The following is a 25742-nucleotide window of genomic DNA, read 5'->3' as shown; positions in this document are numbered from 1 at the left end:
GTCATCGGCGGCACCAGCCTCTTCGGCGGCCGCGGCAAAACCTGGTCCGCACTGCTCGGCGTCCTCGTCATCCAGTCCATCGCCTCCGGCATGGCTCTGCTGGGCATCGCGTCCGCCGTCCAGTACATGATCACCGGCGCGGTGCTGCTGGCGGCCGTCGTCATCGACTCGGTGTCGCGCCGCACCCAGCGGACGGCGGGACGGGCGTAAACCCTCGAACGCCGGACGGGCTGGAATCAGCCCGTCCGGCGTTCTGTGGAAGGGACAGAGGCGGGGTGGGGAACATTCCCCGCCCCCACCCGCCTCAGCTCACATTCAGCGCCGTGTCGTCGATGACGAAGTCCGTCGCCAGCGACGAGTCCTCGGTGCCGGTGAACGTGAACGTCACCGTCTGCCCCGCGTACGCGGAGACGTCGAAGGTCTTCTGCGCGTAACCGCTGTTGCTGTCGGCGTTGGACCACGCGGCCAGTTGCGTGCCGCCCGCCTTGAGGGTCAGCGTGTCGTACGGCGTGCTCCCGGTCTCCTTGGTGTCGATGTGGAGCCAGAAGCTCAGCGAGGCGCGGCAGCCCGCCGGGACGGTCACGGTCTGCGCGAGCGTGTCGGTGTGGGCGCTGCCGTAACCGTCGAGCCACGCCTTCCAGGAACCGGAGTGGGCGGGCTGCGACGCGCTGTTGTCGATCACGCCGGAGGTGGCGGTCCAGGGCGCGGCCGTGCCGGTCTCGAAGCCCGGGTTGCCGAGCAGCTGGGCGGGGGTGCAGGCGCCGCCCGCCGCGCTGACGGTCCAGGTGAAGGAGGCGCTGCCGGTGGCCTTGGTGCCGTCCTGCGCGGTCACGGTGACGTTCGACGTGCCGGGCGTGGTCGGCTTGCCGCTGATGAGGCCGGTGGCCGCGTCGACGGACAGCCCCGCGGGCAGCCCGGTGGCGCTGTAGGTGAGCTTCTGTGTGGCGTCGGAGTCGGTGGCCTTGATCTGGAGCGAGACGGCCGCCCCGACCGTGGTGCTCTGGTTGCCGGGGCCGGTCACGGTGACCGTGTTCCCGCCGGTGGACGCGGCGGCGAAGGCGCCGGTGCCGTTCGGGGTGCCGAGCCCGGTCGGGCCGTCGTAGCCGGGGCCCGCTGTGCACAGGTAGGACGGGGTGCAGCTGCCGTTGGCGCCGCTGGTCACGTCGTTGAGCGCGGAGGGGTGGGCGTACGGGTAGGAGGCCGGGTAGCTGCCCGCGGCCGGGGTCCCGGCGAGGGCGTAGACGGCGGCGATGATCGGCGACGAGGCGCTGGTGCCGCCGTACACGTTCCACCCCGAGGCCTGGTAGGTGTCGTAGACCGCGAGCCCGGTGGCGGGGTCGGCCACGGCGGACACGTCGGCGACCGTCCGCTTGGCGCACCCGGTGTCGTGCTGCCAGGAGGGCTTGTCGTCGTACGCGGAGCAGCCCGAGCCCGCGCCCTGGCCGCCCGAGCTCGATCCCCAGACCGACTCGGTCCAGCCGCGCGTGTTGCTCGACCGGCTGAGGGAGGTGCCGCCCACGGCGGTGACGAACTTCGAGGCCGCGGGGTACTCGACGCCGTAGCCGCTGTCGCCGGAGCTGACGGTGATCGCGACGCCGGGGTGGTCGAAGTAGGAGGAGTCGGACGCCGGGTCGGTGGCGTCCTCGTTGCCGCCGTAGCTGTTGGAGACGTACTTGGCGCCCATGGTCACGGCGCGGTTCACCGCGGCACCCAGGTCGTTCATGGTGGCGCTGTTCGCCTCGACCAGCAGGATGTGGCACTGCGGGCAGACGGCGCTGACCATGTCGACGTCGAGGGAGATCTCCCCGGCCCAACCGGAGTCGGCCGTCGGGTAGGTGGTGCCGCCGTTCTGGTCGGCCTTCTTGAAGCAGCCGTTGGCGGTGGTGCACGCGGGCAGGCCGTACTGCGAGCGGTAGGTGGCCAGGTCCTGCTCGGCGTTGGGGTCGTCGTAGGCGTCGACGATTGCCACGGTGGTGCCCGCCCCGGCGCCGGCCGGCAGGGCGTACGCGCTGCGCAGGTCGGACGGGCCGAAGCCGGAGGGCAGTACGTCGGGGGCGATGCCCCGGTGCTGCCGGACGTCCGTGCGGGCCAGGGCGAGGCAGGCCATCCTGCCGGGCTCGGTGGCCCGGGAGCAGAGCCGCTTGGTGGGGGTGGTGGCGGTGTGCTGGGCCGCGGTGGCGGCGGGGGCCGCGGCGATCAGGCCGCCGGTGACGAGTGCCGCGAGCGAGAGCAGTGCGGTGGTGGCGCGGCCCGCGGGCCGTCTGGCGCGGAAGGGTCTCTTCGCTTGCCGTCTGTTCTTCTGCACGGAGCAGCCCTCCATGGGGGGTCGGATGTCGCCCGTGTGCGAGCGCGCACGCCGAATATGTCGAGAGCATGACAAGTGCGCGCCCGGAGAAGTGCCACCGCGGTGGGTGGTGGCATGTGTCGAACGTAGCGAGGCCTGTTCCCAAGGAACAACTGACGAAAGGGCAAAGCTTTTTGCTTGCCGCGAGGCGAGCCGGCGAACATGGCTTCGCCGTATGGGGCCGGCCTGGCTCCCGGGGCTCCGCCCCGGACCCCGCAACACGGCTTCGCCGCGTTGTCCTCAATCGCCGGACGGGCTGGATTTTGCGGACTGTGGCTCTTTGGCCTGCGGCCCGCAGACTGCGGACAACGCCCGCGCATCCAGCCTGCGCGTTGTCCTCAAACGCCGGACGGGCCGACCTGTGGGCCCGGAGGGCGCGGGTCGTCTGCCGCGATGCGATGCGATGCGCGTCTTGGGCCTTGCGGTTTGCGCCCGCCCGCATATCCAGCCTGTCCGGCGTTTGAGGACGCGGCCGCAGGCCGCCCCCGCCGCAGGCGGCGAACCGGCCCGCAGGCGCGGCCCCCGCCGCAGGGGGAAATGTCCGCGGTACGCCAATCGCGTGAGATAGATCGCCCCACCCGTTCACCGCCATCGCGGGCGGAACATTAGACTCGACAGACCGGCAAGCTCGACAGGCTCGTACAGCTCGATGAAGGAGGCACGGGTGGCGCTGCTGACCCGCATCAGGGGACCGCGCGATCTGGACCGGCTGAGCCCGGAGCAGCTCGATCAGCTGGCCGCGGAGATCCGGAGCTTCCTCGTCGACGCCGTGTCCAAGACCGGCGGCCACCTCGGTCCCAACCTCGGCGTGGTCGAGCTCACCATCGCGCTGCACCGGGTCTTCGAGTCGCCGAAGGACAAGGTCCTCTTCGACACCGGGCACCAGAGCTATGTGCACAAGCTGCTCACCGGCCGCCAGGACTTCTCCGGGCTGCGGGCGAAGGGCGGCCTGTCCGGCTACCCGTCGCGCGCCGAGTCCGAGCACGACGTCATCGAGAACAGCCACGCCTCCACCGTGCTGGGCTGGGCCGACGGCCTCGCCAAGGCCAATCAGGTCCGCCGCTCCGGCGACCACGTGGTCGCCGTCATCGGTGACGGCGCCCTGACCGGCGGCATGGCCTGGGAGGCGCTCAACAACATCGCCGTCGCCAAGGACCGCCCGCTCGTCATCGTCGTGAACGACAACGAGCGCTCGTACGCCCCGACGATCGGCGGCCTCGCCAACCACCTGGCCACGCTCCGTACGACCGACGGCTACGAACGGTTCCTGGCCCGCGGCAAGGACCTGCTGGAGCGCACCCCGGTCCTCGGCAAGCCGCTCTACGAGACGCTGCACGGCGCCAAGAAGGGCCTCAAGGACTTCATCGCCCCGCAGGGCATGTTCGAGGACCTGGGCCTGAAGTACATCGGCCCGATCGACGGCCACGACATCGAGGCCCTCGAATCCGCCCTCCAGCGCGCCAAGCGCTTCGGCGGGCCCGTCATCGTGCACTGCCTCACCCAGAAGGGCCGCGGCTACAAGCCCGCCGAGCAGCACGAGGGCGACCGCTTCCACGGCATCGGCGTCATCCACCCCGACACCGGCCTGCCGGTCTCCTCGGGCGGCGCCGACTGGACCTCCGTCTTCGGCGACGAGATGGTCGAGCTGGGCCGCGAGCGCGAGGACATCGTCGCGATCACCGCGGCCATGCTCCAGCCCGTCGGCCTGGAGAAGTTCGCCGAGGCCTTCCCCGACCGGGTCTACGACGTCGGGATCGCCGAGCAGCACGCGGCGACCTCCGCGGCCGGTCTGGCGACGGGCGGGCTGCACCCGGTGTTCGCGGTGTACGCGACGTTCCTCAACCGGGCCTTCGACCAGGTGCTGATGGACGTGGCACTGCACAAGTGCGGCGTCACCTTCGTCCTCGACCGGGCCGGCGTGACCGGCACGGACGGCGCCTCGCACAACGGCATGTGGGACATGTCGATCCTCCAGGTCGTCCCGACCCTGCGGATCGCCGCCCCGCGCGACGCCGACCAGGTCCGCGCCCAGCTGCGCGAGGCCGTCGAGGTCAAGGACGCGCCGACCGTCGTGCGCTACTCCAAGGGCGCGGTCGGCCCCGCCGTCGAGGCCGTCGGCCGGATCGGCGGCATGGACGTCCTGCGTGAGCCCGCCGCGGGTACGAACCGCCCCGACGTCCTCCTCGTCTCCGTGGGCGCGCTCGCCCCCATGTGCCTGGAGATCGCCGCGCTCCTCGACCAGCAGGGCATCTCCTCGACCGTCGTCGACCCGCGCTGGGTCAAGCCGGTCGACGAGGCGCTGCCGGGGCTCGCCGCCCGGCACCGGGTCGTCGTCACCGTCGAGGACAACAGCCGGGTGGGAGGTGTCGGCTCCGCCGTCGCCCAGGCCCTGCGGGACGCCGGCGTCGACCTGCCGCTGCGCGACTTCGGGATCCCGCCGCGCTTCCTCGACCACGCCTCGCGCAAGGAGGTCATGGCGGAGATCGGGCTGACGGCGCCGGACATCGCGCGGCAGGTCATCGGCCTGGTGTCGAAGATCGACGGCCGCCTGGAGGACCCGGAGCCCGCCGCCGAGGTGGCGCGCGACTAGTTCCGCCCCCTGCTCCGAGCGCCTCCCTCCGTGCTCCCGCACCCCCTATCCGGGTGGTCCTGGCGGCCCCGCGCATGCGCGGGGCCGCGTCCCATCGGGTGAATCCTGGCAACGGTGGCCGGTCCCGCGTCCGCGCGGGCCCGAACATCGCGGACACTCGCTCAGTTCACGGTGAGCGACGGGTCGAGCAGGAGGTGGGCCGATGAGCACGGAGCAACCCCTCAAGAGCAGGCGCAGCGTCTTCCGGACCAAGACGGTGGAGCGGTGCATCCAGGACACCGAGGAGCCCGAGCACGTGCTCCGGAAGTCCCTGACCGCCCTCGACCTCACCGTGTTCGGCGTCGGTGTCGTCATCGGCACGGGCATCTTCGTGCTCACCGGCAAGGTCGCCAAGGAGAACGCGGGCCCCTCGGTGGCCCTCGCCTTCGTCCTCGCGGGCGTCGTCTGCGGGCTCGCCGCGCTCTGCTACGCGGAGTTCGCCTCCACCGTGCCGGTCGCCGGGTCCGCGTACACCTTCTCGTACGCCTCACTCGGCGAGCTGCCCGCGTGGATCATCGGCTGGGACCTCATCCTGGAGCTGGCCCTGGGCTGCGCGGTCGTCGCCGTCGGCTGGTCCGGCTACATCCGCTCGCTGATGGACAACGCGGGCTGGCACCTGCCGGTCGGCCTCCAGGGCACCCACGCCGGCCGCTTCGGCTTCGACATCCTCGCCTGCGCGCTCGTGCTCGCCCTCACCGCGATCCTCGTCCTCGGGATGAAGCTGTCCTCGCGCGTGACGGCCGTCGTGGTCGCCATCAAGGTCGCCGTCGTCCTCGTCGTGATCATCGTGGGGGCCTTCTTCGTCACCGGCGCCAACTACCACCCGTTCATCCCGAAGTCCGTGGGCACCCACGCGCAGGGCGACATCAAGGCCCCGCTGTTCCAGCTGATGTTCGGCTTCTCGCCGTCGAACTTCGGCGTCATGGGCATCTTCGCGGCCGCCGCCGTGGTCTTCTTCGCGTTCATCGGCTTCGACATCGTCGCCACCACCGCCGAGGAGACCCGCAACCCGCAGCGCGACGTGCCCCGCGGCATCCTCGGCTCGCTCGCCATCTGCACGGTGCTCTACGTCGCCGTGTCCGTCGTCGTCACCGGCATGCAGCGCTACAGCGAGCTCTCCACGGACGCCCCGCTCGCCGACGCCTTCAAGGCCACCGGCCACCCCTTCTGGGCCGGGCTGATCAGCTTCGGCGCGGCCGTCGGCCTCACCACCGTCTGCATGATCCTGCTGCTCGGGCAGAGCCGGGTGTTCTTCGCGATGAGCCGGGACGGGCTGCTGCCGAGGATCTTCTCCCGGGTCCACCCGAAGTACGGCACGCCCTACCGCTCCACGATCCTGCTCGGCGCCGTCGTCGCCGTGCTCGCGGGCTTCACCTCGATCGACGTCCTCGCCGAGCTCGTCAACATCGGTACGCTCTTCGCCTTCGTCGTCGTCGCCCTCGGCGTCATCATCCTCCGCCGCACCCGGCCCGACCTGCACCGCGCCTTCCGCACCCCGCTCGTCCCCGCGGTGCCCGTCCTGTCCGTGCTGGCCTCGCTGTGGCTGATGCTCAACCTGACCGCCGAGACCTGGCTGCGGTTCGCGGGCTGGATGGCCCTCGGCTTCATCGTCTACTTCGTCTACGGACGGCAGCACAGCCGCGTCCCGTGACGTGCCCCCGCCGGGCGGCCTGCCCGCCCGGCGACCGCGGACCGCGCCGCCCCCAGGACGTACCCCTAGGTTGACCCGCATGCCCGTCGCACAGCGCGCTGCCGCCCCGGCCGCCGCCCCCGTACCGCGCCCCCGGCAGCCGCCGACAGCCGCCCCGCCGGGCACCCGGGACGCCTTCTGGCCGCGCCTGCTGCCCCTGCTGGCAGCCCTCGCCGCCGTCACCCGGCTGCCGTCCTTCCTGCGCCCCCTGTGGAACCCCGACGAGGGCTTCCTCGCCACCGAGGCACGGATGCTCGCCCACGGAGCCGTCCTCTACCGCACCGTCGTCGACCGCAAGCCCCCCGTGCTGCCCTGGCTGTACGAACTGTGCTTCGCGCTCTTCGGCGACCGCACGCTCCTGCCCGTCAAGGCCCTCGCGGTCCTCGCCCAGCTGCTGACGGCCGTCCTGCTGGCCTCGCTCGCCCGCCGCCGCTGGGGCGACCGGGCGGGCCGTACGGCGGGCGCCCTCTACCTGCTGGTGTCCATCGCCCTCGCCCCCGACGACGCCCAGGCCGCCGCCTTCGAGGTGTTCATGGTGCCGTGCACCGTCGCCGCCATATGGTGCGCGGACCGCGGCCGTTGGGGCGCCGCCGGGCTCGCCGTCGCCGCGGCCGTGCTCACCAAACAGACCGGGGGAGCGGTCCTCGCCCCCGTCCTCCTGCTGCTGTGGACCGCACGCCGCCGCACCGCCGGCGCGGCCGCCCTGGCCCTCGGCGCACTGCTCCCCGTCACCGCCACCGCCTGCGTCACCGGACCCGCCCGGCTGCTCTTCTGGTCCGTGACCGGCTCCGCCGCCTACGCCTCCGCGGCGGCCGCCGTGTCGCCCGCCGCCGGCCTGGCCCTGGTCAACGCGGCCATCCTCGCCGCCGGTTGCGCCGGGCTGCTCCTCCCCGTGGGCCGCCTGCTCGCCGCCCGCCGCCGGGCCGCGCCGCCCGAGCTGTGGCTGTGGCTCGCCGCGTCGGCCGTGGCCGTCGCCACAGGCTTCCACTTCTTCGGCCACTACTACCTCCAGCTGATCCCGCCGCTCACCCTGCTCGGCACCTCGGCGCTGGCCGCCCTCGACGGGCGGCTGCTGGGCACGTCGATCGCGCTGTCCGCGCTGTCCTGCGCGTTCTTCCTCGGCTGGGGGCTCACCGGCCAGCCGCCCGACCTGCCGCACACGCTGAAGGTGGTCCACGCCGTCCGCGCGCGCACCGCGCCCGCCACCCGCGTCCTGTTCTGGGGCATGCACCCCGAGACGTACTGGCTCGCCGACCGCCCGCCCGCCGGGCGGTTCCTCACGGCCGGGCTGCTGACCAACTACAGCGGCGGGCGCGGCCCTTCGCACGTGGGCGAGGCGTACGGCGTGCCGGGCTCCTGGCCGGTCTTCCGGCGCGAGCTCGCGAGCCGCCCGCCCGCGCTCATCGTCGACGACTCGCGCGGCAAACCGTACGGGCCCGCCCGGCTGCCGTCGCTGCGGGCCGTCCTCGACCGGGGGTACGAGCGGGTGGGCACGGCCGACGGCGCGGTCCTCTACGCACCGGCCGCCCGCGGCGGCCCTACGGGCGCACCGCCCGCGGGCCCACGACCTCCGCGCCCAGCGCAGTGACACGCCCGCGCAGCCCCCGGTCGGCGGTGACGACCACACAGCGCCGCCCCGGCTCCCGGCCCGCCACCAGCTCCACGATCCGGTCGTCGCCGCTGCCCGCGGCGGCCACCACCCGTACGCCCGGCACCGGGCCGACGCCGCGGGCCGCGCCCTCCACCACCAGCACGATCTCCGGCGGCCCCGGCAGCGGGGGTGCCACGGCCTCCGGCGGCAGGGCCGTCCCGCCCGTCGCGTACGCGGCGAGCCGGTCCCGCAGCCTCTCGGCCGCGCCGTGCCGGTCGCGCCACCAGCCGTCGGGCACCGAACCGACGACATTCGCGCCGTCCACGACGAGGAGAGGGGTCATGCCGGCCAGCCTCCCACGGGAATTCCGCGCGGAATTCCGGGGCACGCACGATGTTATTGTCGAGGGTCGACAAATAGGGGTCCGCGCAGTGCGCAATGGAGACCTGGTTGCGAGAAAGGCTGGCAGCAAAGTCATGGCAGTGCGTACCGCCACCCCGGTGACCGGCTGGCTACTGCGGGGCAGCGACGGCCGGCTCACGGCCTACGCGCCCGCCGAGGGCGGTGTGGCGCGCTGGACCGAGACCCGGCCCGGCGGCCCGGACTGGACCGGCCCCGAACTGCTGGCCGCGCCCGGCCTCGACCCCCACCTGTCCATAGCGCGGACCTCCCGGGGCTACGTCTACCTGGTGGGCGTGCGGCAGCGCACCGTCCCCGGCGACGCGGGCGACTGGATCGCCACCGAGGTGGTCTATGCCACACAGCTCCAGTCCGGCCGTCCGGTGACGAACTGGCGCTCCATCGGCACGCCCCACGGCCAGGACTGGGACCGGGCCGCGCAGATCGGCGCCCCCACGGCCGTCGTGGACGCGACCGGGCTGCACGTCTTCGTCCGCAACGCGGGCGGCGGCGTGTGCGGGCGGCACATGGACGCGCGCGGAATCTGGGGCCCCTGGACGGACCTGAAGGGCAGTCACGTCCTCGACGGCATGTCCGCCGCCGCGACCGCCACCGGGCGCGTCGAACTCCTCGCCCCCGCCGCCGACTTCGTGCTGCGCTGGCGGCAGGACGAGCCCGGCGGGCCGCTCCGCCGCGTCCGCAACATCTCCGCGAAGCCCGCCGCGTGCACGGCCGCGTCCGCCGCGACCGGCGACGACCGGATCACCCACTTCTGGCGCGAGGCCGCCGACCCGGCGCTCCACACGCTGCTGCCCGCGGCCGACACGGACGACGAGCCCGCCACGGCCTCGCTCTGCGCCCCCGGCACCGGCCCGGTCGCCGCGCTCCGCACCGAACTCGACGGCCACGACTGCACGGTGCTCGCCCAGCGGGCGTCCTCCGGACTGCCCGCGCTGGCCGTCTTCCCCAGCGGGGACGAGACGGTCGGCGGCCAGTGGTCCGAGACCGGCGAGGACTTCGCCGGGGCGCCGGCGCTGGCTGTCGACGCGCTGGGCCGCGTGACGGTGGCCGTCCTGGGAGCGGACGGTCACTTGAGGGTGGCCCGGCAGAAGCCGTCGGAGCCGGGGCTCGCGCTGGGCGACTGGGTGCGGGTGTAGCTCCCGCTGGGTGCGGCGCCGTTCCGCCTGCGGCGGGCCTTCACCGAAACCGGTGGGTGCGCCCCCCCGGACGCCCCCGACTGACCCGCCGTTGCCGCCTGCGGCGGGAGCGGCCTGCGGCCGCGTCCTCAATCGCCGGACGGGCTGATTTCGCGGACCGTGGCCTTGAGACTGCGGGCCGCAGTGTGCGGACTGCGGGCCGCGAAATTCAGCCCGTCCGGCGTTTGAGGACAACGCGGCGAAGCCGTGTTGCGGGGTCCGGGGCGCAGCCCCGGGAAGGTCTGTCGCAGGCGGCGACGGCGCCGCACCCCCTTGCGGTGTTCACAACCGCTTCGCGCTCCGCAACCCCGCCGCGTAGAACCCGTTGCCGTCCAGCCGGGCCGTGCCGCCCTTGTCGCCGAAGGTGGGGCCGTTGGCCTCCTCGCGGCTGGAGATGAAGCGCGGTTTGCCGTCCGTGTCGAGGCCCATGTAGATGCCGACGTGGTCGAGCCGGTCGCCCGTGCGCTTGTCGATGTCGAAGAAGACCAGGTCGCCCGGCTGCAGCCGGTCCGTGGCCGCGGGGCGCTTGCCGGTCAGTTCCAGGACGGGGACGCCGGGGGAGAGCCGGGCCATGCCGTTCGCGGTGCGCGGCAGGCCGTCGCCCTTGACGTCCTTGCCCATCAGCGGATAGCGCGCGCGGTAGCCGAACACCGTACGGACGAACCCCGAGCAGTCCATCGCGCGCAGCCGCTGCGGCTCGGGCCGTTCCACCGTGCCGTCCCGGAACGTATAGGGAATGCCGAGGTAGTCGTAGAAGTCCGACTGTTCCAGGCGGAGATCGCCAGCCTCGGAACCGTTGGGGTTGAGCGGGCCGAACTGCGCGTCGCCCGCGTACGGAATGCCCTGGGCGTCCTTCTTCACCGGGGCGCCCTCCAGGTATTCCATGGAGAAGGCGAAGACGTCCGGTTCCTTGCTGCCGAGGAATTTCCCGAACCATTCGGTGAACCAGGCCGCCTTCTCCGCGCCCTCCGTCCACGGCTGCGGCAGCAGCCGTACCCAGCTGTCCGTGGTCACCTTCGCCGAGGTGTACTTGGGCTCGGTGAAGGTACGGCTGGGACCGGTGAGGACGGCGGTGCGGGCGCCGTCGGTGAAGGTGGCGAGCACCCCGCCGTCCGGGCCGCGCACGACCGTACGGGCCGGGCTGGCCAGCCGCTCGAAGCGGCGCTCCCCGGTGGCCTGGCGGGAGCCGGACGCGGGCGTGCCGCCGGACACGGCCCGTACCGGCGGCGCGCTGCCCTGCCGCTCCTCGCGCAGCTCCACGGTGAGGTACGCGCTGGCGCCGAGCAGACCGAGCACGACCAGCGTGTGGACCGCGCGGCGGCTCTTCTTCCGGTCCGGCGACTTGTCCGGCGACTTGGGGGACATCAGGCTGCGCTCCGTGGGGTCGGGACGGTCAGGCGGTGGGCATGAAGCCGAGCAGGATTCCGGCGGTGAGGACGACGTAGTTGGCGAGCGAGACCGTGCCGGTGGCGAGCAGCGTCGCGCCCCTCGGCTGGCGCACGAGCTGATAGGCGATCAGACCGGGCACGATGAAGCCCAGCGTCTGGTTGGCGTACATCAGCGGGAACTGCTGCTGGAGGATGACGTACAGGGTCGCCTGGAGCACCACGCCGGTGAGCACGACCGCGGCGAACAGCCGCTTGCCGTAGAGGATCACGTAGCGCTGGAGCAGCAGGGTGCACAGGTAGGTCAGTACGGTGATGCCGACCACCATGGCCGCCCGCTGGAGGTCCTCGACCAGGGTGAGCGCCAGCCAGCCGGGCGTGATCATGCCGCCGGGGGAGAGATTGGTCGTCAGATAGCAGACCAGGGAGAACAGCAGTCCCAGGGCGATCCCGATGGCGGCGATCTCCGGGGTGAGGACGGCGGGGATCAACGGAAGTCTCCTGTGGTCTGCGGTACGTCGTCGGTGGGCAGTTCGGCGAGCCGCTCCAGCAGCAGCTCGCCCTGGCCGTGGATGTTGCCGATGGCCACGAGCGAGGCGCCGGGGCCGAGCCTGCCGAGGATCTCCCGCTCCAGTTCGGCGGCGTCGCGGCGGTCGCCGCCGAGGTCGACGACGCGGGAGCGCCAGTCGGCGGGGATGGCGTCGAGGGCGCTCTTCGTCGGGTGGCCGATGAGGAACACCGAGTCCGGGGCCAGCCGCGGGATCAGCTCGCCCATCTGGCCGTTGCGCTCGACGCGGTCGGGCCGACAGTTGATGAGGACGTGCAGGGGCCGTTCGATCGCGCCGAGGCTCAGCAACTGCTCGACGTTCATCAGCGTCGACTCGGGGTCGTTGGCGGCGAAGATGTTGGCGAACCGGAAGGGCATGCCCGCCGGGGTGCGGTAGCGCTCCACGGACAGCACACCGGGGTCCGGCGGCGCGTCGTACATCCCGCGCAGGGCGGTGGCCCGGTCGATGCCGAGCAGTTCGGCGACGGCGAGCGCGATGGCGACGTTCTCCTTGAACGTGAACCAGCTGAAGCCGCGCAGCTCGGCGTCGGTGACCGTCTCCGGGTCCACGGCGATCAGCCGGCAGTCGCGCTTGGCGGCCTCCTCCTCGAGGATGTGCAGCCGGTCGCGCTCCGCCGTCACACAGATGCCGCCGTGCGGCATGGAGCGGCTCAGCGACCGCGCCACGTCGTCCAGGGTCGGGCCCATCTCGGCCAGGTGGTCCTCGCGGACGTTGCACAGCACGCCGATGGTGGAGCGGATCAGCTTGGTCTGGTTGACCTCCTGGAGCGCGGGCATCACGGCCATGCACTCGATCACCAGGGCGTGCGGGCGGTACGCGGCGGCGCGCCGCACGATGCCGATCTGCTCGACCACGTTGGCGATGCCGAACTTGCGGTAGACGGGTTCCTCGGTCGCGTCCGGGTGGATGAAGCGGGCGGCGGTCCCGGTCGTCTTGGCGACCGTGATCAGCCCGCCGCCGCGCAGCGCGCCCGCGCACAGCCGGGTGATCGAGCTCTTGCCCCGGATGCCGTTGATGAGCACCCGGGTGGGGATGAGGTCGAGGTTGGTGAAGTGGCGGCGCTGCTCGATGACACCGGCGGTCAGCACGATGGCACAGCAGATCACCAGCACCGTGTAGAGGAAGAGCACGGTGTCAGTTCCTTCCGGAGGGGCGTGCCAGCTGCTGGCGGATCAGTTCGAGGTGGCGTACGACCGCGCCGGTCTCGTCGTGGTGCTGGGGGAAGAGGACGGTCTTGCGGTCGCCCCCTGCCAGCGCCTCCGCCCGGTCGGCGAGGGACCGCAGCGGGCGGATGACGATGATGTGCAGCCAGCCGAGGCAGGCGACGGCCGCGGTGACGCCGAGCAGTCCGGCGAGCATGGTGTGCCGCTGGGCGGCGTACTCGGGGAGGTCCAGCCAGGCGGCGGGCTGCTCGCTGACGACCTGCCAGTCCAGGCCCTTGACCGCGCCGCCGCCGGTGAAGGGCGCGGCGGCCACGAGCGAGGCCGAGCCCTTGGCGCGGTGCAGGACGGCCTTGCCGTCGCTGTCCTTGCGGGACTTGACGGCCAGCTCGTCGAGGTGGCGGCCGGGCAGCTTGGAGAAGGCGCGGAAGCCGTGCGGCCGGTCGGCGGCGATGACGCGGTGCTTCTTGTCGATCAGCCAGACCTGCCCCAGCCCCGGCCGGGTGACCATCGAGATCAGGAACTGCGGGTCGTACTCGCCGACGACCGTGCGGCCCTTGCCGTCCGGCACGGCCGCGTAGGCGGCGACGGCCGGTTCCTTGCCCGAGGTGTTCAGCTGGGCGACGGAGTCCTCGTGCGGGCCCTTGCCCGCCGGGTGGCGGGGGGAGGCGCCGGCGCGGGAGAGGACCTTGCCGTCGCCGTCGAGGACGTAGACCGAGCGGTAGCGCGGGTGTTCGCGCAGGGTGGTCTCCAGGACGGCCTTCTCCGCGCCGTCCTTCGTGCCGCTCGCGCCGACGGTCTGCGCGACCGAGGCCACGTCCGCCCAGCCCTCGTTGAGCGCCTTGCGGACCCGGTCGGCGGCCGTGTCCGTGCGCCGCCGCTGGTCCTCGACCAGTTGCTTCGGCACGGAGACCCCGCTGCCCGCCCGGTTGAGCAGCAGCAGGAGCGGGGCGGCCCACGCGAGGAGGACCACGCCGCAGACGACGACCGTGCCGCGGGTGCCGAAGCGGCTGCGGGCGCGGCCGGTGCGGGTGGGGCGCCCGCCGAGCAACTGCTTGCGCAGGCTCTCCAGGGCGGCGCCGATCCGGGCCGCCTCCCGGCCGCGGAACCGCTGGACGGGCCGGTCGAGTTCACCGCGGCCGATGCGACGGCTCTCCAGGTACAGCTGGATCAGCGGCCGCTGGACCGTACGGACCAGCACCCAGGTCACCAGCACGGCGAGGACCAGCAGCACGGCGGCGGCCACCAGGCCGAACGCCTGCGTCCGTACGGCCCGGACGTCCTCGGTCACCTTGACCGAGGTGACCACCGACAGCCCGAGGGCGCCCGCCGGGCTGGTCTCCCCGGGCGCGCGCCCGGCCGCCGCGTACCCCACGGCCGTGCGGCGGCTGTTGTCCGGGCCGCCCATGAGGTGCCCGCTGGCGCCCGGATGGCCGCCCGGCTCGGGAGTGTCGCCGGACGCGGCGGCGGCGGTCCTGACGGCGCGCTTGGCCCACGCGGTACGGGCCACCGAGGGCCCGTCCTTGGCCAGCACCGTACCGGCGGAGTCGACGACGAGGAGGGAACGGTTCTCACCGGTGGAGATGCCCGGCACGTTGAGGGTGCCGGAGGCGACGAGCAGCCGGGGGCGGTCACCGCCGGGCAGCGCCGCCGTGACCAGCATCCGGGTCTCGCCGGAGGACAGCTTCACCAGACGGGGCGCGAGATCCTGCTTCCCCTTCCCGGCGTTGTCGTCGAGGACGTCGGCCAGGGGGATGGTCTCGCCGCGCGCCGCGAGCAGGGTGCCGCTGACGGGGTCGATGACCGCGGTGCCGCGCCACTTGTTGTAGACCTTGCCGAGCTTGTCCAGGACGGTGTCCGACGGGACGGCCTCCTGCCCGGCGAACAGAGCCGCGGCGCGCTTGAGGTCGGTGACGCTCTCGTCCAGCGAGGCCCGCAGTGACAGGGCGCCGTCCTCGGCGACGCGCTGCTGGGACGTCAGCACGGCCTTGTCGACGGCCGACCGGTCACGGTCGCCGAGCACCAGGGCCGTCGCTCCGGCCACCGCCAGCAACAGCGCCAGCAGTGCGGCGATCGGGGGCCGGGCGCCACCGAGCAGGGGCATATCGGCGCGACGGCGGATCTTGCGCCGACGCGTGCCGCGCGGAGCGGACAACAGGATTCCTTTCGGTCGCGGCACGGGCATGCCGGGACGACGGAATACCTTGAGTTGTCTGCCGCGGATGCGGTGGGTACTGAGTGATGGAATCCTAAGCAAAAACTAAAGTCCAGGCAAAATCCTATGATGGCGCGCAGGAATCGGAGTGCCCGGTATTTTTGCGACATGACGCTCAAGTCGGTAACCGCTCGCCGTGCGCTGGCCGCGCTGCTCGCCGCCGCGGCGGCCGCCGCGCTCACCGGCTGCTCGCACTCCGCCGACGGCCGGAAGGGCGACGCCCGCCGTGACGGCGCGTCCGGCGCGGACCGGTCCGTCGACCTCCGCGAGCGCATCACGTCCTTCACCGACCGCATCACCCAGGACGGCGGCACCTACCGCGTCCCCGCCGAGCGCGACCGCCGCGCCGTCGCCGACGGGGTCCGCGCCCTGCTCGACGGGGACCGCGCCGCCGCCGGACGCTCCCTGGGCACAGTGGGCTACGCCGTACGGGACCTCGTCGACCGGGACGGCGGGCGGCGCGTCGCCGAGATCGCCGACGCCACCGCCGACGGCGAGGCCCGGCGGGGCTGGGGCCGCGTCTACGTCGACCTGGGCGGACCGGCCCGCTGGCAGGTACAGGTCCCGCACCCCACCGCCGACCAGCGCACCGAACAACTCGGCATCGGCCTGCTGCGCGGCTCCCCCGGCGGGGTCCTCGTCCTGGCGGGCGCGCACCGCAACGCCCCGGCGGACGACGGCACTTCGTCCGACGCCGCCGATGTCGCCCACCGCCGGGACTCCGTCTTCGCCGCCGTCTCCGACGCGCTCGCCGACCGACGGCTCCCCGCCGTCCAGGTCCACGGCTTCGCCGACAGCAGCCTCCCCGACGAGGACGTCGTCGTCTCCACCGGCAAGGGCGAAGCCGGCCTCCCGGCGGCCCGCCGCCTCGCGGACGCGCTCCGCCGCGAATCGCTGCGCGTGTGCGAGGTGTGGGAACGGTACTGCGGCCGCCTGGAGGGGCGTACGAACGTGGAGGGCGACCACGCGGCGTCGGCCGGGGTGCCGTTCCTCCACGTGGAACACAGCCGCTCGGTCCGCGCGGACGACGACCGGGTGACGGCGGCAGTCCGGGCCCTGACAACGGTGACCCGCCGCTGGTCCACGGGCCGCGGCTGAACTGCCGCCCGGTTCGCCGCCTGCGGCGGTGGCGGCCTGCGGCCGCGTCCTCAAACGCCGGACGGGCTGGTTTGCCAGCCGTGGCCTTGAGTCTGCGGGCCGTCTGCCGCCTGCGGCGGGGGCGCCCTTCGGGCGCGTCCTCAATCGCCGGACGGGCTGGATTTTGCTGGCGTAGTCCGCAACCTGCGGGCCGCAGGCCAAAGAGCCACGGTCCGCGAAATTCAGCCCGTCCGGCGATTGAGGACAACGCGGCGAAGCCGTGTTGCGGGGTCTGGGGCGAAGCCCCCCACGCGGCGGAGCCGCAAATCGACACAGCCGGGAAGGGGCGAGGCTGGGGAAGAAAAAACGCGACGGGCCGCGCGGCACGGGAAAACCCGTACCCACGCGGCCCGCGGCACCTCCCGGCCGTCAGGCCGGAACGCTGGCAACTCCCTCGGCAAGGAACCTCTTGCCGAGGACCCGCTCGGAGACACCGGCACGGTCCAGGTACGGCGTGATGCCGCCCAGGTGGAACGGCCAGCCCGCGCCCGTGATCAGGCACAGGTCGATGTCCTGCGCCTCGGCGACGACGCCCTCGTCGAGCATCAGACCGATCTCCTGCGCGACGGCGTCCAGGACCCGGTCGCGCACCTGCTCCTCGGTGAGGACGGAGTCGCCCTGCACCAGGAGGGCGGCCACCTCGGGGTCCAGCTCCGGCTTGCCGGAGTCGTACACGTAGAAGCCGCGCTTGCCCGCCTTGACCACCGCGGCCAGGTTCTTCGAGACCGTGAAGCGGTCCGGGAAGGCCCGGTTGAGGGTCTCGGAGACGTGCAGGCCGATCGCCGGACCGACCAGCTCCAGGAGCACCAGCGGCGACATCGGCAGGCCCAGCGGCTCGACGGCCTTCTCGGCGGTCGCGACCGGCGTGCCCTCGTCGATGACGTTCTGGATCTCGCCCATGAAGCGGGTGAGGATGCGGTTGACGACGAACGCCGGGGCGTCCTTCACCAGCACCGCGGTCTTCTTCAGCTTCTTCGCGACGCCGAACGCGGTGGCCAGCGCCGCGTCGTCGGTGCGCTCGCCGCGCACGATCTCCAGCAGCGGGAGGATCGCGACCGGGTTGAAGAAGTGGAAGCCGACGACCCGCTCGGGGTTCTTGAGCTTCGACGCCATCTCGGTGACCGACAGCGAGGAGGTGTTGGTCGCCAGGATCGTGTGGGCCGGGACGACCGCCTCGACCTCGGCGAACACCTGCTGCTTGACGCCCATCTCCTCGAACACGGCCTCGATGACGAAGTCCGCGTCGCCGAAGGCGGCGGCCTTGTCGAGGGAGCCCGTGACGGCGGCCTTCAGCCGGTTCGCCTTGTCCTGGCCGATCCGGCCCTTGGCGAGCAGCTTGTCGATCTCGCCGTGGACGTAGCCCACGCCCTTGTCGATCCGCTCCTGGTCGATGTCGGTCAGCACGACCGGCACCTCCAGGCGGCGCGCGAACAGCAGCGCGAGCTGAGAGGCCATCAGGCCGGCGCCGACGACGCCCACCTTGGTGACCGGGCGGGCCAGCGACTTGTCCGGCGCACCGGCCGGGCGCTTGGCGCGCTTCTGCACCAGGTTGAACGAGTAGATGCCGCTGCGCAGCTCGCCGCCCATGATCAGGTCGGCGAGGGCCTGCGTCTCGGCGTCGAAGCCCTGGCGCAGATCGCCGTTCTTGGCCGCGGCGATGATGTCGAGCGCGCGGTAGGCGGCCGGGGCCGCGCCGTGCACCTTGGAGTCCGCGACGGCCCGGCCGTGCTCGACGGCCCGGTCCCAGGCCTCGCCGCGGTCCAGCTCCGGGCGGACGACCTCGGTCTCGCCCTTGAGGACGGACGCGGTCCACAGCAGCGACTGCTCAAGGAAGTCGGCGCCCTCGAAGATGGCGTCGGCGATGCCGAGCTCGAAGACCTGCTTGCCCTTCAGCTGCCGGTTCTGGCTGAGCGAGTTCTCGATGATGACCGAGATCGCGCGCTCGGGGCCGATGAGGTTCGGCAGCAGCGCGCAGCCGCCCCAGCCCGGGAGCAGGCCGAGGAAGACCTCGGGCAGCGAGAAGGCGGGGATCGCCTTGGAGACCGTGCGGTACGAGCAGTGCAGACCGACCTCGACGCCGCCGCCCATCGCCGCGCCGTTGTAGTACGCGAACGTCGGGACCGCGAGCGCGGACAGCCGCTTGAAGACGTCGTGGCCGCCCTTGCCGATGGCCACCGCGTCCTCGTGGCGCTTGAGCAGCTCCACGCCCTTGAGGTCGGCGCCGACGGCGAAGATGAACGGCTTGCCGGTGATGCCGGCGCCGGTGATCTGCCCGGCCTTCGCCTCCGCCTCGACCTGGTCGAGCGCGGCGTCCAGGTTCGCGAGCGACTGCGGGCCGAAGGTGGTCGGCTTGGTGTGGTCCAGGCCGTTGTCCAGCGTGATGAGCGCGAAACGGCCCGCGCCCAGCGGGAGGTCGAGGTGGCGCACGTGCGCGTGGGTGACGACCTCGTCGGGGAACAGCTCGGCCGCACCCTTCAACAGCTCAGCGGTGTTGCTCACTTGTCCCCCTCGAAGTGCGGGTTCTCCCAGATGACCGTTCCGCCCATGCCGAAGCCGACACACATGGAAGTGATGCCGTAACGCACGTGCGGCTGCTCCTCGAACTGCCGCGCCAGCTGCGTCATCAGACGCACGCCGGAGGAGGCGAGGGGGTGGCCGAAGGCGATCGCGCCGCCGTACTGGTTGACCCGCGGGTCGTCGTCCGCGATGCCGTAGTGGTCGAGGAACGCGAGCACCTGCACCGCGTACGCCTCGTTCATCTCGAACAGGCCGATGTCGTCGATCGACAGGCCCGCCTTGGCGAGGGCCTTCTCGGTCGCCGGGATCGGGCCGTAGCCCATCACCTCGGGCTCGACGCCCACGAAGGCGTACGACACCAGGCGCATCCGCACCGGCAGGCCCAGCTCGCGCGCCACGTCCTCGGCGGCGATCAGCGAGGCGGTCGCGCCGTCGTTGAGGCCGGAGGAGTTGGCCGCGGTCACCCGGCCGTGCGGGCGGAACGGCGTCTTGAGGTCGGCGATGCCCTCCATGGTGGTGCCCGGACGCATCGGCTCGTCGGCCGTGGCCAGACCCCAGCCCAGCTCGCCCCCCTCGGGCGTCGTGCGGCGGATCGAGATCGGCACCAGGTCGGGCTGGATCTTGCCGTCGGCGTACGCCTTCGCGGCCTTCTCCTGGCTGCGGACCGCGTACGCGTCCGAGCGCTCCTTGGTGAGCTGCGGGAACCGGTCGTGCAGGTTCTCCGCCGTCATGCCCATGAAGAGGGCCGACTCGTCGACCAGCTTCTCCGACACGAAGCGCGGGTTCGGGTCCACGCCCTCGCCCATGGGGTGGCGGCCCATGTGCTCGACGCCGCCTGCCACCGCGATGTCGTACGCGCCGAACGCGACGCCACCGGCGACCGTCGTCACGGCGGTCATCGCACCGGCGCACATGCGGTCGATGGACATGCCCGGCACGGACTGCGGCAGCCCCGCGAGGATGCCCGCCGTGCGGCCCAGGGTCAGACCCTGGTCACCGATCTGCGTCGTCGCGGCGATCGCGACCTCGTCGATCTTGGCGGGGTCGAGGTCCGGGTTGCGGCGCAGCAGCTCACGGATGCACTTGACGACGAGGTCGTCCGCGCGGGTCTCGTGGTAGATGCCCTTCGGGCCCGCCTTGCCGAACGGGGTGCGGACGCCGTCGACGAAGACGACATCCCTAGCGGTACGAGGCACGTTGGCTCTCCTCCAGGTACGGATCGCTGCGCGCGGGCATGCCGATACGGCTCCGCCGCGGCGCGGACTCATACCGTCATGCTACTTGCGGGTAACCAGGCTTGCCCAGCCCCTTCGCTGCGCGGCGAACGTCACATCGGGGTGCGGTCCGCTGCCGGGCGCGGCGCCGTTGCCTCCCCCAACCTTCGGCCGGGGGGACCCCCAGCGGCGGGAGCGTCCTGCGGACGCGTCCTCAAACGCCGGACGGGCTGAATTGCGCGCTCGGCAGCAATTCAGCCCGTCGTTCCGACCCGTCCGGTGTGCGGATCAGGCCGCTGGTGCCTTCAGAGCCGTCACCAGGCCCGGAGTCACCTGTTCCACCTGCCAGGGGCGGGCGCCGTGGGAGGTGAGGAACTCCGCGACCGATTCCTCCGTCGCCGCCTTCGGCGGTTCCCAGCACAGGCGCCGCACCGTGTCCGGCGCGATCAGGTTCTCCTGCGGCATGGTGAGCCGCTCCGCCAGCTCCGACACCGTCGTGCGGGCCGCCGAGAGGCGCGCCGCCGCCGCGGGGTCCTTGTCCGCCCACGCGCGCGGCGGGGGCGGGCCGGTCAGCGGCTGGCCGGGCTGCGGGAGTTCGGCGTCCGGGATCGCGCGGGCGCGGTCGACGGCCGCCTGCCACTGCTCGAGCTGCTTGCGGCTCATACGGTGGCCGAAGCCGGGGAGCGCGGCGAGCGCGTGCGCGTTCGGCGGCATGTTCAGCGCGGCCTCGACGATCGCGGCGTCGCCGAGCACCTTGCCGGGCGAGACGTCGCGCCGCTGCGCGATCAGGTCACGAGCGGTCCACAGCTCACGGACCACGGCCATCTGCCGGCGCCGCCGCACCTTGTGCATGCCGGACGTGCGGCGCCACGGGTCCTTGCGCGGCGGCGCGGGCGGCGCCGCGGCGATGGCCGCGAACTCCTGGTGGGCCCACTCCAGCTTGCCCTGCCGGTTCAGTTCCCGCTCCAGCGCGTCGCGCAGGTCGACGAGCAGCTCCACGTCGAGCGCGGCGTAGCGCAGCCACGGGTCGGGCAGCGGGCGGGTCGACCAGTCGACGGCGGAGTGGCCCTTCTCCAGGGCGTAGCCGAGGACGTTCTCGACCATGGCGCCGAGCCCCACCCGCGCGAATCCGGCGAGCCGTCCCGCCAGCTCCGTGTCGAAGAGCCGCGACGGCGTCATTCCTATCTCGCGCAGACACGGCAGGTCCTGCGTGGCCGCGTGCAGCACCCACTCGGCGTCGCCGATGGCATCGCCGAGCGCGGAGAGGTCGGGGCAGCCGACCGGGTCGATCAGGGTGGAACCCGCACCCTCGCGGCGCAGCTGCACGAGGTAGGCGCGCTGGCCGTAGCGATAGCCGGAGGCGCGCTCCGCGTCGACGGCGACGGGGCCCGTGCCCGCGGCGAACGCCGCGACGACTCCGGCCAGGGCATCGTTGTCAGCGACGACCGGCGGGATGCCTTCGCGTGGTTCCAGCAGGGGGATCGGCGCCGAATCGACGTCGTCCGGGGGAGCGCCCCCGGGGGTTCGCAGTGTCGTGTCTTCTGCGGTCTCTTGGGCGTCGGTCACCGGTCAAGGGTATCTGTGTATGGCAAGCGCCCGCCGACGGTACGTCCTCTCGACGGGCGTGGTGCCATTTCCGGGGGCCCGGAACGGCGGTTGCGAGCGGTCAGTGGATGATGCCGGTGCGCAGGGCCACGGCGACCATTCCGGCGCGGTCGCCGGTGCCGAGCTTGCGGGCGATCCGGGCGAGGTGGCTCTTGACGGTCAGGGCGGACAGCCCCATCGAGACGCCGATGGCCTTGTTGGACTGGCCCTCCGCCACCAGTCGCAGCACCTCGACCTCACGGCCGGACAGTTCGCGGTAACCGCCCGGGTGGCCGGGCGCGCCGGGCGGGCGGCGGTGCATCCGGGCCGCGGCGGCGGAGCCGATCGGCGCGGCGCCGGGGCGGCCGGGCAGGCCCAGGTTGGTGCGGGTGCCGGTGACGACGTAGCCCTTGACGCCGCCCGCGAGGGCGTTGCGCACGGCGCCGATGTCGTCCGCGGCGGAGAGGGCCAGGCCGTTGGGCCAGCCCGCGGCGCGGGTCTCGGAGAGAAGGGTGAGCCCGGAGCCGTCGGGGAGGTGGACATCGGCCACGCAGATGTCGCGCGGGTTGCCGACGCGGGGGCGGGCCTCCGCGATCGACGACGCCTCGATCACGTCTCTCACCCCGAGCGCCCACAGGTGGCGGGTGACGGTGGAGCGGACGCGGGGATCGGCGACGACGACCATGGCCGTCGGTTTGTTCGGGCGATAGGCGAGGCTCGCAGGTTGCTCGAGGAGAACGGACACCAAGCCTCCAGGGGGGAGTGGCGGGGGACGGGTGCCGGCGTGGGGGGTAAGCCGGGGCGATCCGTATGGGAAGGGTCACAAGCCTCTTCGGCACCGAAGCGTCCCGGCTTTAGGGAATGATCACGAATTGATGAGTAACAATTCGGGCAATTCAGACGGTTGACTGGTCAACGACTTTGTGGATCGCGGCGCTGGGGGAGCGTCACCACCCCGGCTTCCGGCGCCCCGCCGGGCGGCAGGCCCGCGATCTGGCAGAGCAGGTCGCACCATGCGGCGAGGTGTGCCGCGGTGTCCGGCACACCGCCCTCACCGGCCTGCTTGGCGAGGCTCGCGGGCGGTTCCGTGGGCGACCACGACGCCCTGATCTCGATCCGGGTCGACGGCTCCCGGTCCTGCAGTCCCCCGAAGTAGTGCGAGCTCGCCCGGGTCACCGTCCCGCTCGGCGCCCCGTACGGCACCCGGCGGGCCTCCAGCGCGCCCGTCAGCCAGGACCAGCACACCTCCGGCAGCAGCGGGTCCGCCGCCATCTCCGGCTCCAGGTCGGCGTGCACCAGGGTCACCAGGCGGAACGTGCCGCCCCACGCCTCGTGCCCCGCCGGGTCGTGCAGCAGGATCAGCCGCCCGTCCGCCAGCTCCTCGTCGTCCACGACGACCGCGGCCTCCAGCGCGTACGAGTACGGGGCGAGCCGCTGGGGCGGCGGGGTCGCGTCCAGTTCGATCTCCGGCCGCAGGCGCACCCCTTGGAGCCCCGCGACCGCCTGCCGGAAGACGGACGGGGTGTCCTCCCCGTCCGCGTCGTCCGGACCGTCCGAGAGGTGTCCCTGCGCCGCAGCCATGCCCGGAAGACTAGGCGGAAGGTGGCCCCGTTCCGGGTAGGACACCCACATGGGCGGGTCACTCGTTCGGCCCGTGCGAAGATTTGGGGCATGAGTGAGCGCAGGGAGCCCAGCCAGCCCGCCAGCCAGCAGCAGACCGGCCGCACCGCGGCGTACGACTCCGCGTTCCTGCGGGCGTGCCGACGCGAGCCCGTGCCGCACACCCCGGTCTGGTTCATGCGACAGGCCGGCCGGTCGCTGCCGGAGTACCGCAAGCTCCGCGAGGGCATCCCCATGCTGGAGTCCTGCATGCGGCCCGACCTCGTCACGGAGATCACGCTCCAGCCGGTCCGGCGGCACAACGTCGACGCCGCGATCTTCTTCAGCGACATCGTCGTCCCGCTGAAGGCCATCGGCATCGACCTCGACATCGAGCAGGGCGTCGGCCCGGTCGTCGCCGAGCCGATCCGCACCCGTGCCGACCTCGACCGGCTCCGCCCGCTCGACGCCTCCGACGTGCCGTACGTCACCGAGGCCATCGGCATGCTCACCGCCGAGCTCGGCGCCACCCCGCTCATCGGTTTCGCCGGCGCGCCCTTCACCCTGGCCAGCTACCTGGTCGAGGGCGGGCCCTCGCGCAACCACGAGCACACCAAGGCGCTCATGTACGGCGACCCGGAGCTGTGGGCCGACCTCCTCGACCGGCTCGCCGACATCACCGCCTCCTTCCTGAAGGTGCAGATCGAGGCCGGGGCCTCCGCGGTGCAGCTCTTCGACTCCTGGGTCGGCGCGCTCGCCCCCGCGGACTACCGCCGCTCCGTCATGCCCGCCTCCGCCAAGGTCTTCGACGCCGTCGCCGGTCACGGTGTGCCGCGCATCCACTTCGGCGTCGGCACCGGTGAGCTGCTCGGTCTCATGGGCGAGGCCGGTGCGGACGTCGTCGGCGCCGACTGGCGCGTCCCCATGGACGAGGCGGCCCGCCGGGTCGGCCCCGGCAAGGCGCTCCAGGGCAACCTGGACCCGGCAGTCCTTTTCGCCGGCCGCGAGGCGGTCGAGACGAAGACCCGCGAGGTGCTCGACGCGGCGCGCGGCCTGGAGGGCCACGTCTTCAACCTCGGCCACGGCGTCCTCCCCACCACGGACCCGGACGCCCTCACCCGCCTCGTCGACTACGTCCACACGCAGACGGCGCGTTAGTCGCTCCGCCCCGCCCCGGGGCCGGGAGAGAACTCCAGGAACACCGTTTCGCGTTCGCCTCGCAACCGGACGTCGAAACGGTACGCCCGGTGTGCCCCCGGGTCCGGCACGGCGAGGAGCGTCGTCCGGCGGTCGGCCGGCAGGGACGACAGCAGTACGTCGTCCTCTGGCAGGGAGAAATAGGCGCGTGTGAACAGGTGCCGGGGCAGCCCCGGCGCGAAGACGCACAGGGCCAGATAGGGCACGCCCCCCGGCAACAGCGTCCGCAGGACGAAGTGGCCGTCCCGGCCGGTCGTGACGCGGGCGAAGCCCGTGAACGCGGTCCCGTCGCGGTGGAGGCTCCCCGGCGCGCCCCGGAGCGAGCCGTCCGGTGCCGCCTGCCAGAACTCCAGCAGCGCGTTGGTGACAGGCGCGCCCTCGCCGTCGTACACGTACCCGTGCACGGTGACGGTGTCCGGGTGCCCGGCGGGCGCCAGTTCGCCGCCGCCCGCCACGGGGAGGGCGTGGCCGTAGAAGGGGCCTATGGTCTGCGAGGGAGTGACGGGCGCGGACATTCAGCGGCCCCCTTCGGACGGAGTGGCGGCGGGCCCGTCCAGGACGATGTCCCAGCGGTAGCCGAGCGACCACTCGGGGCAGTTGAGCGCGGGGTCGTACGCGGCGATCACGCCGGCCCTCGCGCCCGGGTCGGCGATGGCCCGCCAGAGCGCGTCGTACGGCAGCAGTGGATCGCCCGGGAAGTACATCTGGGTGACGAGGCGCTGGGTGAACGCCGTGCCGAAGAGCGAGAAGTGCACGTGCGGCGGGCGCCACGCGTTGCCGTCGTGGTCCCAGGGGTATGCGCCGGGGCGCACGGTCGTGAAGTGATAGCGGCCCTCGTCGTCGGTGAGGCAGCGGCCCGTACCGGTGAAGTTCGGGTCGAGCGGCGCGGCGTGCCGGTCGGCCTCGTGCGCGTAGCGGCCCGCGGCGTTGGCCTGCCACACCTCGACGAGCTGGCCGCGCACCGGCCGGCCGTGCCGGTCCAGCACCCGGCCCGAGAGGGTGATGCGCTCGCCCAGCGGCTCGCCGCGGTGCTGCCGGGTCAGGTCGGAGTCCAGCGGGCCCACGTCGGCCGGGCCGAAGACGGGGCCGGTCAGTTCGACGGCGTCCGGTACGACGGGGACGAGGGGCCGGGCGGGGTGCCGCTGCACGGGCCCGCGATAGGGGGCGGACCCGCCCGCGGGCAGGCCGTCGGCGAGGTCGGGGAAGTCGGAGGTCTCACGGCTCAGCTGTTCCTGGAGGGGTTCTGCTGCCATGGGCATCCCCTACCCCGCGGTGTCCCGGGTGATCCCTGCTGACCGGCCGACCGGCTTGGTGGG

19 protein-coding genes and 1 pseudogene are annotated in these 25742 nt (G+C 72.9%); 7 read left to right on the top strand and 13 right to left on the bottom strand.

Features of this window, described 5'->3' with window-relative positions:
* Positions 1–210: pseudogene (locus ACWD4A_RS18610) on the top strand (sugar ABC transporter permease); the annotation flags it as partial.
* A 94-nt stretch (positions 211–304) separates the two neighbouring features.
* Here ACWD4A_RS18610 and ACWD4A_RS18605 read toward each other — a convergent pair.
* Positions 305–2305, bottom strand: a complete 2001-nt coding sequence (locus ACWD4A_RS18605; RefSeq protein ID WP_451195097.1) for a putative Ig domain-containing protein — start codon at positions 2303–2305, stop codon at positions 305–307.
* Between the two features lie 703 nt (positions 2306–3008).
* Between ACWD4A_RS18605 and dxs the strand changes: the two genes are divergently transcribed.
* From dxs to ACWD4A_RS18590, 3 genes are all read left to right on the top strand, one after another.
* The gene (dxs, locus tag ACWD4A_RS18600) at positions 3009–4934 is read left to right on the top strand and encodes a 1-deoxy-D-xylulose-5-phosphate synthase (RefSeq protein ID WP_451195095.1); all 1926 of its coding nucleotides are present in this window, start codon (positions 3009–3011) and stop codon (positions 4932–4934) included.
* Between the two features lie 202 nt (positions 4935–5136).
* Positions 5137–6624 carry an amino acid permease gene (locus ACWD4A_RS18595; RefSeq protein ID WP_451195093.1) on the top strand — a complete coding sequence of 496 codons (1488 nt, stop codon included), beginning with the start codon at positions 5137–5139 and terminating at the stop codon, positions 6622–6624.
* Positions 6625–6703: 79 nt separating this feature from the next.
* A complete protein-coding gene (locus tag ACWD4A_RS18590; RefSeq protein WP_451195091.1) occupies positions 6704–8251 on the top strand; it encodes a glycosyltransferase family 39 protein in 1548 nt (515 codons plus the stop codon).
* Here ACWD4A_RS18590 and ACWD4A_RS18585 read toward each other — a convergent pair.
* Positions 8202–8597 carry an NTP pyrophosphohydrolase gene (locus ACWD4A_RS18585; RefSeq protein WP_451195089.1) on the bottom strand — a complete coding sequence of 132 codons (396 nt, stop codon included), beginning with the start codon at positions 8595–8597 and terminating at the stop codon, positions 8202–8204. The genes ACWD4A_RS18590 and ACWD4A_RS18585 overlap by 50 nt on opposite strands.
* Before the next feature lie 133 nt (positions 8598–8730).
* Here ACWD4A_RS18585 and ACWD4A_RS18580 point away from each other — a divergent pair, with 133 nt between their 5' ends.
* Complete coding sequence (locus tag ACWD4A_RS18580; protein WP_451195087.1) at positions 8731–9810, top strand: hypothetical protein; 1080 nt, start codon at positions 8731–8733, stop codon at positions 9808–9810.
* A gap of 321 nt (positions 9811–10131) precedes the next feature.
* Here ACWD4A_RS18580 and ACWD4A_RS18575 read toward each other — a convergent pair whose 3' ends face one another.
* The 4 genes from ACWD4A_RS18575 to ACWD4A_RS18560 are packed head-to-tail and all read right to left on the bottom strand — an operon-like array spanning position 10132 to position 15118.
* On the bottom strand, positions 10132–11214 hold the full coding sequence (locus ACWD4A_RS18575; RefSeq protein ID WP_451195086.1) for a C40 family peptidase: 1083 nt from the start codon (positions 11212–11214) through the stop codon (positions 10132–10134).
* A 28-nt stretch (positions 11215–11242) separates the two neighbouring features.
* Positions 11243–11725 carry a poly-gamma-glutamate biosynthesis protein PgsC/CapC gene (locus tag ACWD4A_RS18570; protein WP_451195084.1) on the bottom strand — a complete coding sequence of 161 codons (483 nt, stop codon included), beginning with the start codon at positions 11723–11725 and terminating at the stop codon, positions 11243–11245.
* Positions 11722–12933 (bottom strand): poly-gamma-glutamate synthase PgsB, encoded by a 1212-nt coding sequence (gene pgsB / locus ACWD4A_RS18565; protein ID WP_451195083.1) that lies wholly within the window; start codon positions 12931–12933, stop codon positions 11722–11724. Before pgsB ends, ACWD4A_RS18570 begins: the two co-directional genes overlap by 4 nt.
* Before the next feature lie 4 nt (positions 12934–12937).
* On the bottom strand, positions 12938–15118 hold the full coding sequence (locus ACWD4A_RS18560) for a HAMP domain-containing protein (protein WP_451195081.1): 2181 nt from the start codon (positions 15116–15118) through the stop codon (positions 12938–12940).
* Between the two features lie 168 nt (positions 15119–15286).
* Between ACWD4A_RS18560 and ACWD4A_RS18555 the strand changes: the two genes are divergently transcribed.
* A complete protein-coding gene (locus ACWD4A_RS18555) occupies positions 15287–16276 on the top strand; it encodes a hypothetical protein (protein WP_451195079.1) in 990 nt (329 codons plus the stop codon).
* Between the two features lie 408 nt (positions 16277–16684).
* On the opposite strand, the gene ACWD4A_RS18550 is transcribed toward ACWD4A_RS18555, so the two are convergent.
* From ACWD4A_RS18550 to ACWD4A_RS18530, 5 genes are all read right to left on the bottom strand, one after another.
* Positions 16685–18814 (bottom strand): 3-hydroxyacyl-CoA dehydrogenase NAD-binding domain-containing protein, encoded by a 2130-nt coding sequence (locus tag ACWD4A_RS18550; protein ID WP_451195077.1) that lies wholly within the window; start codon positions 18812–18814, stop codon positions 16685–16687.
* On the bottom strand, positions 18811–20028 hold the full coding sequence (locus ACWD4A_RS18545; protein WP_451195075.1) for a thiolase family protein: 1218 nt from the start codon (positions 20026–20028) through the stop codon (positions 18811–18813). The genes ACWD4A_RS18550 and ACWD4A_RS18545 overlap by 4 nt, the downstream gene beginning before the upstream one ends.
* 306 nt (positions 20029–20334) lie before the next feature.
* Entirely contained in the window at positions 20335–21612 is a 1278-nt protein-coding gene (locus tag ACWD4A_RS18540; RefSeq protein ID WP_451195073.1) for an HRDC domain-containing protein, read from the bottom strand.
* Positions 21613–21712: 100 nt separating this feature from the next.
* Positions 21713–22375, bottom strand: a complete 663-nt coding sequence (locus ACWD4A_RS18535; RefSeq protein WP_116214433.1) for a response regulator transcription factor — start codon at positions 22373–22375, stop codon at positions 21713–21715.
* 167 nt (positions 22376–22542) lie between these two features.
* Complete coding sequence (locus ACWD4A_RS18530) at positions 22543–23211, bottom strand: DUF3000 domain-containing protein (protein WP_451195071.1); 669 nt, start codon at positions 23209–23211, stop codon at positions 22543–22545.
* A 90-nt stretch (positions 23212–23301) separates the two neighbouring features.
* Here ACWD4A_RS18530 and hemE point away from each other — a divergent pair, with 90 nt between their 5' ends.
* On the top strand, positions 23302–24387 hold the full coding sequence (gene hemE / locus ACWD4A_RS18525; RefSeq protein ID WP_451195069.1) for a uroporphyrinogen decarboxylase: 1086 nt from the start codon (positions 23302–23304) through the stop codon (positions 24385–24387).
* On the opposite strand, the gene pcaG is transcribed toward hemE, so the two are convergent.
* Both pcaG and pcaH read right to left on the bottom strand, forming a co-directional pair.
* On the bottom strand, positions 24384–24941 hold the full coding sequence (pcaG, locus tag ACWD4A_RS18520) for a protocatechuate 3,4-dioxygenase subunit alpha (RefSeq protein WP_451195067.1): 558 nt from the start codon (positions 24939–24941) through the stop codon (positions 24384–24386). The two genes, hemE and pcaG, sit on opposite strands and share 4 nt — an antisense overlap.
* Positions 24942–25685: a protocatechuate 3,4-dioxygenase subunit beta gene (gene pcaH / locus ACWD4A_RS18515; protein ID WP_451195065.1), complete on the bottom strand. Its 744-nt coding sequence runs from the start codon at positions 25683–25685 to the stop codon at positions 24942–24944.
* Positions 25686–25742: the final 57 nt, after the last annotated feature.

It is taken from the genome of Streptomyces sp. NPDC002537 (assembly GCF_053594975.1).
The sequence above is the reverse complement of the archived record's forward strand: the minus strand, read 5'-3'. Positions and strand labels throughout refer to the sequence as shown.